We start from the raw sequence: 12,747 nt of genomic DNA on the forward strand, positions 1-12,747 counted from the left end.
GTCCTTTTAAGGACGGTAAGCGTTTATGCGGAAATATAAGGATAAAATATAGCGTGAAACTTATACTTTCTTATAATTAAAAAAAGAAATGTCCCAGAAGCCATTAAAATGGCTAACTGAGACACCTCAAGTAGTTGGGTCAGAATAGACGTGATCGCTGGAGTGGTTCTAAACATGAAAGCGATAGCCGGCACCCCAAAGGGTTTCGATATAGAGTGGATTTGCAGAGTCCTCCTCAATTTTCTCGCGGAGCTTACGTATATGGACCGTCACTGTCTGCGTGTCACCCAGAGAATCAATCCCCCATAATCGCTCAAAGAGCTGATCTTTACTGAACACGCGATTGGGATGCAGCGCCAAGAAATACAGCAGATCAAATTCCTTGGTCGTTAAGCTTACCTCCTCATCTCTTACAAAGGCACGTCTAGAATCAGGATTTAAACGCAGCCCCTTGATTTCCAATTCGTTAGTTGAGGAACCACGTCCCTTCAGCCGATCATAACGCGAAAGATGTGCTTTCACTCTGGCAACAAGCTCGGCTGGCTTAAATGGTTTTGTGATATAATCATCTGCGCCAAGGCCCAGCCCACGAATAATATCAATATCCTCTAGTCTGGCGGTGACCATAAGAACCGGAATATCCAGCTCCTCACGAATTTTCTTGCAGACCTCAAATCCATTCAACTTGGGTAGCATCACATCCAGCACGATCAGATCAAATTTTCCTGTTAAGCCCATCTCCAAGCCTTTTTCTCCATCCTTTGCAATTTCCGTCTGATACCCGCTCATCTCCAAATAATCACGTTGCAGCTCAGCAATAACAGGCTCGTCTTCAACAATCAGTATGCTTCGGTTCATCTCTGATGTCTCCTTTCACAATCGGCAAGGCAATATATATAATAGTTCCTATTCCTTCCGTGCTATTCGCATAAATCGTTCCCCCATGCCCAGCGATAATCTGTTTAGCAATCGCCAGACCTAATCCACTTCCGCCAGTATGTGTGTTTCTGGACTGCTCCCCACGGTAAAAGCGTTCAAAAATATGCTCCGTTGCTTCTGGAGGAATTCCTGGTCCATTGTCTTCAATAGCCAGAATAAACTGTGTTTCTTCCTGCCAGCTGTGTACTGTGATTTTCTTTTCAAGCTTATCCATGTATTTGAGACTGTTCTGAATAATGTTGCCAAGAACGCGCTTAAAGGAATCACGATCTACAGAGACCCATACTTCCTCGCCACCTGTCATTTCTATGTTAAGGGCGACCTCTTGCTTCTCCAGCTCTACCTTTAGTTCCTCTGCCCAATCATTTAAGAAGGGTATAATTCTTACGGACTCAAAAGAAAATGGCAGCTTTTGCATATCCAGCTTGGAGTATAGAAACAATTCATTAATTAGATGATCCATTTCTCCAGCCTTGGCAGCAATCGTTCGCATATATTTTTCATTTTTTTCCGGAGAATCCGCTATCCCTTCCAAAATTCCATCCACATATCCTTTAATGGCAGTGATCGGTGTCTTCAAATCATGTGAAATGTTGGTGATTAGCTCCTTCCGGTTCGTCTCATATTGCTGCTGTACAAGAATAGACTGTTGAAGCCTGTGTCTCATTTCCTCAAAAGCCATCCCTAGCTGGCCCAGCTCATCTTTACCACTAATCTCCACCTGAAAATCCAAATCCCCTTCGGTGACTCGTTTTGTCGCTTTACGAAGTTCCAGCAAGGGACGGATTATCCGTCTGGACATATATTTTGTCAGCAATGTATGTGTCAGCACCAGAATAACCAACGTAATCAAAAACAGCGTCGGAAAGAACGTTCGCACAAATTGGACAAGAGGATCGATTGGCGTCAGAAAAAATATACTTACTGGCTTGGCATCCTTGGATAACAGATCAAACTGGCCTACTTGATACCATTCATTATTAAATTGCTGTCTAATAGGTTCTATATGCGATCTGTCTCCTTTGTATCCAGGCAAATGATCGGTTAATCCTTGTTTAAGCTTCAGATCCTCTGAAGCATACAGGATCTGGTCCTCCGAACGAATATAGACAGACGTATTTCTCTTGGTCATATCAGCGGATAATTCATTCAGGAAAGCAGTATCTGTAAGTAAATCTGTATTTTGCAAAAAAGTATGTTTAATAAGATTGCGGATATCGTTCTCTTCCATTCCTTCAAATTTACTTTCATACGTGCTCTTTAAGCTCTGCACATCCCCATGATAGACAATGCTCATTAACATAGCCGTAATGATAAGGAGAAGAAGTGGAACTACAAGCATAGCCGCATAGGATAGAAGAAATTTCCAACGTATAGACATAATGCAATACTCACCCTACCTCTTCTTGTTTCTTGATGAGCTTATCGTACGGTATCTCCGTACTAACCACCATATGAGCAGGAGAAGCACAATACCGCAAATGGTATAACTAATCGGACGTATATATTGTTCTACAATACTCCAATTGTCTCCTAATCGGTAACCTAGATAGATTAACGCCAGATTCCATGGAATACAGCCCAACGCTGTAAATACAATGAATTTCCATGCCTTCATTCCAGCAATTCCTGCGGGTAGTGAAATAAATGTTCGGATAAAGGGTAACATACGTGTGAAAAACACAGTACTCTCACCATAACGGTCGAACCATCGCTCGGATTGCTCCAGATGATGCTCATTCAGGAGAATATACTTACCGTATTTCTCTAATAACCGCCTACCTCCGGCTTTCCCAATATAGTAAGCAATGATGGAACCTATTAGATTTCCAAATATCCCAGCGACAGCAACTTCCATAAAAGTAAGTGAGTCTTGCGCAACCAGCCAACCGCCGCTGAGCATTATCACTTCACTGGGAATCGGGATACAGGCACTCTCTAGGATCATCCCTAACCATATGCCCCAAATTCCCATCGTATTGACAAGGTGGAGCGCAGTTTCAGATATCCAAGTTAATAATTGATGCATGAGTGTTCACTCCGCTTCATAAATTTTACTATTCCTTAAGAATGTAACGCTATAATTGAACTAAAAGTCGGGGGAAGTACCATAATGAAAAAATTACAATCACCTAAGTTTTTATATGGTCTATTCGTAATAGCTATTATACTGCTGATGATTCCCAAATTCTCTTATAATGATCCTGATACTTTCTGGCACATAGAGCTAGGACAATATATGATAGAGCACGGACAAATCCTGCATCATGCCATACATACTTTTTACGGAGATAAGCTGCCCTATGTCCCTCATGAATTCGGATTCCAACTACTCGTTGCTCCGCTTTATGCTGCATTTGGATGGCCAGGGGTGTATATTTTGACCGCTGTTTGTTTGTTCTTTTTAGTACTCGGTTTGCTTCGGTTAGGGAAAGTGTCCCGCAAAGAGCTAGGACTTCAACAAGACCATGTGCTGATGCTCCCTTTTGTACTGCTAATTACCTGCTGGATTTACTACAATTATTTCAAGGGTCGTCCGCAGATGATCTCCTCGTTTATGATTGTCTGGTTCTTCGTTTATTTACGGGAATACCAGATGACAGCTCATAAGAAATACGCCGCTGCAATGGTTGCACTTTCTATAGCTATCGCCAACTTTCATGCAGGGGTATGGCTTGTAACAGCTGTATTTACAGGAATGGCTCTGCTAGAATCCTTGATTAATAAAACGCTCCATTGGCGTAAAATCACAGTCTTTGTTCTAGTCTGGTTAGCTGGCCTTCTAAATCCTGGAGGTGCAAAAAGCCTCTTATTTATTTTGACTGTTACGAAAAAGAACTTTAACCTGCTGATCAACGAATGGCAGCCTATTCAGTTCAATAGCTTGGAAAATTTACCCATTCTACTCTTGCTTCTGTTCTTTGCCTGTACGCTTCCTTTCGCACTCCAACGTAAACCATTCCGCTTCTTTCTCATGCTTGGGATTCTCTATCTCGGCGTATCGAACTTCAAGCAGAACCTGTTTATGTGGCTATTTGTTCCTTATTTTGCGGCCGTGTTCTTTGATGCGCTTCCTTACTTCCGTAAACCCGTTGTTCTGTTCCGTCAAAGCACCTTACGACTATGGCTTGCGATAGGACTACTCCTAAATATTGTGTATATATTCTTTGTACCCCCTGTTATTGATGCAAATAATTATCCTGTGAATGAAATGAACTATATTATGCAGCATACCCCTGAAGGTACTCGTCCAAAGGTTCTTGCCCGCTATGGTTCATCCGGGTATGTGATGTTTCGAGGTGGAGATGTGCTGTGTGATGGCAGACAGGACCCCTTCGTTACGCAGGCTTCACTTGGTACATTGGGCTGGACTGCTTTTGAGCGTTCCATGTACGGGTTCTCTGAGTATCTTCCTGAAATTGTAGACTATGATCATCCCGATTATGTAATTACCGGCAATGGAGTCTCACATAAGCTTTTTAATGAATGGTCACAAAAATTCGGGCAGCCCGTATATACAGGGACCTATGGAAGTGTCTTCTCGTTCATCAAATCTACGGAGTAACTCATTTACGAATCACATATCCGAGGCCGCGCATCGTCTGCACAATGCTTGGTTGTCCCACCTCATCAATTTTACTCCTAAGGTAGCTGATATACACGTCGACTACCTTAATATCCACCTCGGAATCATATCCCCATACGGTTTCGAGCAGCATCTCCCGGGTCATTACTCTGCCCCTATTCTCCATTAGCACTAATAGTATTTCGAATTCCCGTTTCGTTAAATTAACAAATATCTTCTTCTTTCTCAGCGCTCGGCCGTCAATGTCCATCTCCAAATCGCGAAATATTAGCATCCGTCCTGTGTTAAAAGTACCTGCCCTTCTTAACAGTGATCTCATTCGTGCCAGCAGCTCTTCCATAGCGAATGGTTTCAGAATGTAATCATCCGCTCCGCTATCCAGACCTCTGACTTTATCCGCGAGCCCCGCTTCCTCTGCAAGGATTATGATTGGTGTTTGTTTAGTTTCCCTTATTCTTTTGCACATCTCTGCGCCACTAAGGCCTTGAACCATTACATCCAATAAAATTATATCCCACTCTTCTTCTCTAGCTAATTGCAGACCTTGAAGTCCGTCGTGCGTAACAGTGATGGAGTACGATTCATGTGACAACTTCAGTTCCATACATTTAGCTGAACTCTGCTCTTCTTCTATCAATAGTATTTTGTTCATAGGCTTCCTCTCCATGTATGTCATTTATCAAAGCTTTATGTCTGAGGTTGTATTGCCATTCTACTCGCTATCTATTAAATATTTATTAACTCCTTCTATCGGGGACCCGCTTAAAGCGCACAAAAAAACGATGACCTATGGCAAATAGCCAACAGTCATCGTTCTTGTACGCTTACTATGATTCAATACTACCTCTCGTGCATAATAACCCCTTTAGAAACACGCAGTTTTGGATATTCGCCCATGATTTCCGGTATATCTTTCAGCGAAAACTGATGGCTAATCAACGACTCAATCTGAACGATCCCCTTTTCAATTAACGCAATCGATTCCTCATGGGTATATGGATTAATGAACGAGCCCATGATGTTCAACTCTTTTGTAAAAATTTCGAATGGTGAGACTTGAATCAACGTGTCCGGGGAAGCAACACCAAACATTAATACTTGTCCACCCTTACGTGATGCCTTAACCGCCAGCTCCATGGAATCCGCCCGGCCGACACATTCGATGACAATGTCAAATTGATGATGGAGAGCTTCCATCACACCTTCTGCTGTAGGAGATACGGCTTCATCCGCGCCTAATTCGACTAATCGGTCATGTTTGAACACCTCTGGCTCACTGACAATAATCCCTTTAACACCCGCAGCTTTGACGAGCTGCAAGAACAATTGACCAATAAAACCTCCGCCGATAATCAGGACTTGATGTGACGGACGAATATCCAGCTTCTTATAACCGTGAAGCACACAACCTAGAGGTTCAATCATTGCTCCTTCAATCCAGCTCATTTCATCAGGTAGCAAGTAACAGTTCGCTACAGGAACAACACAATACTCGCCCATGCCACCGTCACGAGTCACCCCAACAGCCTGCAAGTTATCGCATAAATGTACCTTTCCATTCCGGCAAAAATAACAGTTTCCACAATAGATGTTCGGATCAACCGATACACGGTCCCCCACTTGCAAGGTCGTAACCTCATCACCCACAGCCACTATTTCGCCCGCAAGCTCATGTCCTAACACAATCGGAGCTGTCACTTCAGCAGACCCTGGGTATCCATGATAAATATGCTGATCTGTACCACAGATCCCGCAGCATTTCACACGAAGTTTAACTTCTTTGGAGCCCACAGCCGGAGCTTCCCAGTTCTTAAATTCAATGTGCTTAGTTCCTTGAAATACAGCCGCCTTCATCTTAACTCATCTCCTTAAATCCAAGTTTTTGTTAACCCGCATCATTCATTGCCGTTACACGTAAAGTCTCCCAAGGCAGTGCCCCGGCATCCACATGATGCACACGAACTGTCTTCTCCTCACCCGGAATCAGATCAAAGAAATTATCGTCCATGATCACCCAAGGTGCATCCAGTTCGATCATCACCATCCGGGCAACGCGATCTGAGATCAAGTGGATATGTCCTTTCGCTTCATCCACGGAGATCTGAACATGTGCGGGTTGATAATCCATATCCTTATAGTCTCTTAAATAGAGTACATAATCTTCTGTTACCCGTTTCTTCGAACGAAGTACGACCACAACCTCGCCAGCGCTATGTTGCTGCAGTACCTCAGCTTCAGTTAACTTGGCAAAATTAACTTTACTGTTCGAATCAACGGTAACATCGAATGTACGCTGATATACAATTGTACCATCCATCCGATAGATCGTTAATTCCGCCTCATCCTGATAAGCTTCGCAGCGATCATTGAGAGCCCATAACTGCAGCAGTCCATTCGGATCATGATCCACACATAAGAGTACCGGTGCAAAGAATTTACGCGCATAGTGGTAGCTCGCCTTTGGTAAACCATAATAATCGATAACAGACCAGCTTGTTCCCGGCCAGCAATCATTGAACTGCCAGAATAAAGCCCCGCTTGTATACGGCTTATTACGGCGGTAATGCTCAATCCCATACCTCAATCCCTCTGCCTGGGTCAGCATGGAGAACTGAATATATTCATTGATATCCTTCGGAACGCCTGTATAACCTTCCATGAGCATAATACCCTTTGGGTAATGGACATCTTTATTACGATATTTCATTTCATCGCTATCCCAATAGAACTGATTGTCCGGCATGTTCTTTGCTAAGGTGTAGCGATTGGAAGCGGCATGTAGCCCGAACTCACTGGCAAATTTAGTGAAGTCTGACTTGAATCGTTTGAACGATATCCCTTCAACACTATAATCCTGTGTCTGCGGTTCACCAAACTGACGCGGCTCATTATTCCCATGCCAGACTTGCCAGTTATGAGTATCACCCACATCACGTGAATTGTGATCATTGCCGCCAAAAGGCGAGCTAGGCCAAAACGTTCGCGATGGATCAAGTTGCTCTAGTACTGCGGGCATGAGCTCATGATAAATTTTTTCTCCATAAAAGGGATGTGTGATCTCGCCGTTAGAGGACAGTGCCTCATACAACCAATCATTCTCGTTATTCCCACACCATAGAGCAAGGCTCGTACGACTCCGAAGACGTTTTACGACCTGCTCAATTTCGCGGTGAACATTATTCATAAAATTACGATTGTAATCTGGATACAACGCACAAGCGAACATGAAATCCTGCCAGATTAAAATTCCTAACCGATCACATTCATCAAAGAAAATATCCCGCTCATAAATGCCTCCACCCCAAGCGCGAATCATATTCATATTGGCATCCTTGGCCATCTGAAGCAGATGTGTATAGCGGCTGTCTGGCACGGTCGCAATAAAGCTATCAATAGGGATCCAATTTGCACCTTTAGCAAAAACCTTAACCCCGTTCAATACAAAAGTGAAAGCATGGCGCCCTTCTTCATCCAGCTGCATCAACTCGATCTTTCGAATCCCAAATGGCTGCTCATAGGTATCTATTTGCTCCCCATCAGCAAATAACGTAACGCGTAGATGATATAAGAAAGGCGTTCCTAGATCATGGGTCCACCATAAGTTCGGATCCGTCACTTGCAAGGTAACTGAATGATGAAGCGTACGCGCTGTAATCGCACCGTCAACTGTAATCCCTCCAACCTTATCCAAAGAGACATGTTCTTCCGCAACACGCTCTGTACCTTCTAAAAGTTCCACACGCGCCGTATACGAACATCCGCGATCAAAGGCATGTGCGCATAAATCCACATCAACAACACCCACTTGACCCTCTACCGAAGTTGTTCGAGCAAACACATGATCTAAATGTGCATGACGGCGTTTAATCAAATGCACCTCTTTCCAAATGCCTGCACAGACCAGACGCGGACCCCAGTCCCAGCCAAAATGACTCTGCGCTTTACGTGTCCAGATCCGTTTCTTACTAAAGCCTGACCAATAATATTGAACCTTATCACCTGCGTGTACATGAATAGGATCAAATTTTACGGCAAGCGTATTTTTCCCTTTATTTAATTCACGGGTTACATCAAATGAATGGCTAATGAACATATTATCTGTTGATCCAAGCTCCACACCGTTGAGATATACGGTTGCATAGGTATCTAACCCTTCGAATAATAGCTCCATCTTCTCACCAGGTTTAAGATCAGAATCGTATGAAAAGACCGTACGATACCACCATACCTTTTCTTCAATCCAACGACATTTCTGATCTTGGTGGCCAAAGAAAGGATCATCAATAATGCCTTTCTCCCGAAGCGTCGTATGGATGTCACCGGGCACTGAAGTGGTCATCCAGAAATAATCTATAAACTCTGGCGATGCAACTTCAAGATCCCGGGCTTCCCCCACATGAAAATCACGAAGTTTCCAGTTTTCAGTTAATTTAATGTTCATTCTCTTCATCCTCTCTCCCAAATTAAAACGCCAAAACCACTTCGGTTTTGACGTTTTATTGTTATACGTATATCAAGCTATCTAAAATTTCTTGTACACTAAGTTCTGCGCAAGCCATTGATGTATCCGCGACTCCGTAATACATTTTTACAACATCGTCTTCCACGAGTGCACCGCAAGAGAATACAACATCGCCGAAGAATCCATTCTTCTCATAATCCGCTTCCGGCTCCATGATAGGAGCATTGGAACGTGCAATCACCTTCGAGGGATCATTGAGATCTAATAGGACTGCCCCCATGCAATAACGGTGTTCCAGCGTGGCCCCATGATACAGCTCCAACCAGCCTTTATCAGTCTTGAATGGAACCGCACCGCCGCCAATCCGGCCGCTATCCCACATCCCCTCACGCAAACCGATCAGATGCTTATGGTTACCCCAATATAATAAGTTGTCCGATTCTGCGATCCATATTTCCGGATCTCCCGTGCTTTTCGTTGTTGGACGGTGCAATGCATAATATTTGCCGTTAATTTTCTCCGGGAAAATCAATACGTCTTTATTATCCGGCCCAAAGATCATGCCGTGGTGAGTTACATTCACGAAATCTCTAGTGGATACCAGCGATTCTCCAACGCCCACAGGGGAGACTGCCGAGAAATAAATATAATAGGTATCCCCAATTTGGGTTACCCGAGGATCTTCTACCCCGAAGGTCTCCAGTGAATTGGAAGGGTACACAAATGGCTTCTCATCCACCGTAAAATGATGTCCATCCTTACTTCGAGCGATTCGGATATAAGATAATGAAGTCAAGTACTGAAATGTAGCACTAGCGGATTTATTTTTGATCACACGCGGATCAGAGAAGTCGAAGCGCTCATCATCTGTATCCAGATCCAAAATATCCAATTCATTGGTCTCCGGATTATAAATCGGAGCTTTCACAATTTTTGGATCCTTGCTAATTGGGCGTTCTGCTACACGGAGAAACATTAATATTTCACCATTATAGCTAGCAATACCGGCATTAAATGCACCAATCACTTCAAAGTCATCGTGATACGGCTTAACGTCCGCCGGTGTAATAAGTGGATTTTGTTCATAACGATAGATTTTCATGTTGTAATAACTCCCTTAACCAAATGGATTTCATGTTTACAAAATTTCAAATTGAGCAAATGGATCAGGGATTGTCGCACGTTGTGCTTCCGCATCGCTGATTCCTGCATATATGTTAGCTGTACCGTCTTCATAACGTACGAGCCCGCCGCTGAATACAACATCCTCCAAATCAGGCCGTTTCGTGGCACCTGGCAAGAACTGATTGCGTACAGCGATTAATTGAATATCTGAATATTCACCTGTTGCCGGATCGATAGCGAATACCATCGGGTAATAGTGACGATCGCCCGCATCATCAAAAGAAGCGATATGCCCAAGAACACCGAGCAGTCCGTTCTTTAGCAAGTGTGCTTCATTCGCACCGCCCCACTCTTCATCAACAAACTGTCCATCCAATAACGGTGTTTCTTCGATCAATGGAATGGATAACGCTTCTAAAGATGCAATGCGGGTAAAGCCGATTTTACCGCGTCCTCCTTTATCTCCTTGAGGGCGGGTCAGTACTCCGATGCTATCTTTCAGATCCACTAGGCGCAGATCTTTCATGCCATCCGGTCCTTTAAAGAATGGTTCTAAGCTCGCGATGTTCTTCCCGCGGTAGAATACTGTACGCCACATTAAGGCATCAGCCTTTACCGGATGTGGATAAATTTGAACGCCGCCAACTATCAATTCGCCATTAATTTTCGTAAAAAAAGGATCTTGAAGTTCAAGGGTAGGCGCTCCTTCACGAGGTACCCATTGTCCATCACGTTCGACAAAAAAGACGACATCGGAATGCTCGCTGTCACGGGATTCAACCCGACCCGCGATCACCCACTCACCCTCATCTTGGAATGGAGCTGTAATATTGTAGACATCTTTATGATCTACACCTGTGAATGTTAACTTCTGTGTATTGGTTACGGATACGTCCTTCATCGCGTATTCCATAAGCAGTTGTTCACATGTCTTCACAGCATTCTTGAGCAGTTTCATAATAATAAAATTCCTCTCTAGTCAAATAATAGCGGCGCACGCATCCATATTGCGGCTTCATTCGGCAACAGCGTTACCAAGTCTGTGCCGCTCACTATCTCTCGGCGGCTCGATAATATATTAATTGCTTGCCCATCCAGCAGCTCACTAGGTTCAATCTGTATGCTCTGATTATCGTAATTCAAGGCTACGAGCGCTCTGGTATTGGTTTCTTTCAATGTTCTTACATATAAAATAAGATTGCCTCTGCGTTCCAGCACGTCATAATCCCCGAATTGAAATACATCCTGTGTATTGCGCAAGTGGAGAAGCTTTTTATAATAATGTAATAATGAATTCGGTTGATTGCATTCGGACTCCACGTTTAATTGCTGATAATTTGGGCCCAGGCCAATCCATGGTGTTCCTGACGTAAACCCGCCATGTGGACTTGCGTTCCATTGCATTGGGGAGCGAGATGCATCTCTTCCCTTTGCATTCGCAATTTCCAGGGCTTCCATTGGAGTTGTCCCCCGCTGTAGTGCGATTTCATATGCCTTCAATCCTTGGATGTCCCGCATATCTTCCAGCTTATGGGCTACGAAATTCCGCATCCCAATCTCTTCACCGAAATATAAGAAGGGTACCCCTTTTGCGGTCAAGGCCAACGTTGCCATAAGGCGGGCCCGTTCTTCCTCAATCTCCGCGTCCCCTTCACCAAAACGCGAAATTACGCGGTCCATATCATGACTACCGAAGAATAACGTTGGAATCTGATCTGCACGGTGCATCTTCTCCATCGTCTTAAGCTCGGCGAACAAATTCTCTGGACTAAATTCCTTCTGGCTTCCCAGATTGAAATTAAAGACCACATCAAACTTACCCGTTCCGCTGTAACGCTTCAGCATGTCCATATCTTCAGAGCCGACTTCACCTACCATGAACATTCCGCTATGCGCATGAACAAACCTGCTAATTTCCTCGATGGCATCCATAATTCCATCTTGATTCTGATCATGTACATGCTTCTGCTCACCCGTTACTTCATCCATCGGGTTATCCAGGAATTGATCGGACACCGATAAGAAGTTGATAACATCTAACCGGAAGCCACTTATGCCTTTGCCCAGCCAATAAGCCATAACATCCTTCATCGCTTCTTTAACTTCGGGATTTGCCCAGTTCAAATCGACCTGTTTTTTCGCAAACCCATGATAGTAATACTGTTCTGTTGCAGCATCCCATTCCCACGCGGTTCCACCAAAAAACGATTCCCAGTTATTAGGTACGCCGCCGTTCACAGCGTCCTTCCAAATGTACCAATCCCGCTTCGGGTTCGTCCTTGAAGATCGCGATTCCTTGAACCATGCATGCTCTGAAGACGTATGATTCAGGACAAGATCGGCAATCACTCTGATCCCGCGAGCCTTCGCTTCCTGAATAAACCGTTCGAAATCTTCCATCGTTCCAAAGTCTGGATCAATCTGACAATAATCTGCAATGTCATACCCGTTATCTACTTTAGGAGACTTATAGAACGGCGTTAGCCAAATCCCCCCGATGCCAAGTTCCCGCAAATAATCCAGCTTGGAAGTAAGACCTTCGAAATCACCAATCCCATCCCCATTGCTATCACAGAAGCTTGGCATATACACTTCATAGAATACCGTCCCTTTCCACCACGGCTGTTCCAACCGA

Annotated in this window: 10 protein-coding genes; 1 reads left to right on the forward strand and 9 read right to left on the reverse strand. The window is 44.0% G+C overall.

Annotated elements, in window-relative coordinates:
- Positions 1-168: 168 nt before the first annotated feature.
- Genes CA600_RS06530 through CA600_RS06540 form a run of 3 tightly spaced genes read right to left on the reverse strand, consistent with a single transcriptional unit; the run spans position 169 to position 2,968 of the window.
- A complete protein-coding gene (locus CA600_RS06530; protein WP_094869456.1) occupies positions 169-858 on the reverse strand; it encodes a response regulator transcription factor in 690 nt (229 codons plus the stop codon).
- Entirely contained in the window at positions 833-2,320 is a 1,488-nt protein-coding gene (locus CA600_RS06535) for a sensor histidine kinase (protein ID WP_094869457.1), read from the reverse strand. Before CA600_RS06535 ends, CA600_RS06530 begins: the two co-directional genes overlap by 26 nt.
- Before the next feature lie 15 nt (positions 2,321-2,335).
- Entirely contained in the window at positions 2,336-2,968 is a 633-nt protein-coding gene (locus CA600_RS06540) for a DedA family protein (protein WP_094869458.1), read from the reverse strand.
- Between the two features lie 84 nt (positions 2,969-3,052).
- Here CA600_RS06540 and CA600_RS06545 point away from each other — a divergent pair, with 84 nt between their 5' ends.
- A complete protein-coding gene (locus CA600_RS06545; RefSeq protein WP_094869459.1) occupies positions 3,053-4,504 on the forward strand; it encodes a hypothetical protein in 1,452 nt (483 codons plus the stop codon).
- 1 nt (position 4,505) lies between these two features.
- Here CA600_RS06545 and CA600_RS06550 read toward each other — a convergent pair whose 3' ends face one another.
- From CA600_RS06550 to CA600_RS06575, 6 genes are all read right to left on the reverse strand, one after another.
- Positions 4,506-5,177: a response regulator transcription factor gene (locus CA600_RS06550; protein WP_094869460.1), complete on the reverse strand. Its 672-nt coding sequence runs from the start codon at positions 5,175-5,177 to the stop codon at positions 4,506-4,508.
- 188 nt (positions 5,178-5,365) lie between these two features.
- The gene (locus CA600_RS06555) at positions 5,366-6,379 is read right to left on the reverse strand and encodes a zinc-dependent alcohol dehydrogenase family protein (protein WP_094869461.1); all 1,014 of its coding nucleotides are present in this window, start codon (positions 6,377-6,379) and stop codon (positions 5,366-5,368) included.
- 31 nt (positions 6,380-6,410) lie between these two features.
- Positions 6,411-8,960 carry a beta-mannosidase gene (locus CA600_RS06560; protein ID WP_094869522.1) on the reverse strand — a complete coding sequence of 850 codons (2,550 nt, stop codon included), beginning with the start codon at positions 8,958-8,960 and terminating at the stop codon, positions 6,411-6,413.
- A gap of 67 nt (positions 8,961-9,027) precedes the next feature.
- The gene (locus CA600_RS06565) at positions 9,028-10,089 is read right to left on the reverse strand and encodes a BtaManbiosPhlase (protein WP_094869462.1); all 1,062 of its coding nucleotides are present in this window, start codon (positions 10,087-10,089) and stop codon (positions 9,028-9,030) included.
- 36 nt (positions 10,090-10,125) lie between these two features.
- Positions 10,126-11,070 carry an MTP-1 family protein gene (locus CA600_RS06570; protein ID WP_094869463.1) on the reverse strand — a complete coding sequence of 315 codons (945 nt, stop codon included), beginning with the start codon at positions 11,068-11,070 and terminating at the stop codon, positions 10,126-10,128.
- A gap of 17 nt (positions 11,071-11,087) precedes the next feature.
- On the reverse strand, positions 11,088-12,743 hold the full coding sequence (locus CA600_RS06575; protein ID WP_256989769.1) for an alpha-glucosidase: 1,656 nt from the start codon (positions 12,741-12,743) through the stop codon (positions 11,088-11,090).
- Between the last annotated feature and the right edge of the window lie 4 nt (positions 12,744-12,747).

The sequence above is a fragment of the Paenibacillus sp. VTT E-133280 genome, assembly GCF_002264385.1.
Taxonomy (GTDB): domain Bacteria; phylum Bacillota; class Bacilli; order Paenibacillales; family Paenibacillaceae; genus Paenibacillus_AQ; species Paenibacillus_AQ nitricinens.

Bases quoted from the DNA above. Each gene is read 5' to 3' on its own strand.
- CA600_RS06550 (WP_094869460.1), bottom strand. From the start codon at position 5,177: ATGAACAAAATACTATTGATAGAAGAAGAGCAGAGTTCAGCTAAATGT.
- CA600_RS06555 (WP_094869461.1), bottom strand. From the start codon at position 6,379: ATGAAGGCGGCTGTATTTCAAGGAACTAAGCACATTGAATTTAAGAAC.
- CA600_RS06540 (WP_094869458.1), bottom strand. From the start codon at position 2,968: ATGCATCAATTATTAACTTGGATATCTGAAACTGCGCTCCACCTTGTC.
- CA600_RS06570 (WP_094869463.1), bottom strand. From the start codon at position 11,070: ATGAAACTGCTCAAGAATGCTGTGAAGACATGTGAACAACTGCTTATG.
- CA600_RS06545 (WP_094869459.1), top strand. From the start codon at position 3,053: ATGAAAAAATTACAATCACCTAAGTTTTTATATGGTCTATTCGTAATA.
- CA600_RS06565 (WP_094869462.1), bottom strand. From the start codon at position 10,089: ATGAAAATCTATCGTTATGAACAAAATCCACTTATTACACCGGCGGAC.
- CA600_RS06535 (WP_094869457.1), bottom strand. From the start codon at position 2,320: ATGTCTATACGTTGGAAATTTCTTCTATCCTATGCGGCTATGCTTGTA.
- CA600_RS06530 (WP_094869456.1), bottom strand. From the start codon at position 858: ATGAACCGAAGCATACTGATTGTTGAAGACGAGCCTGTTATTGCTGAG.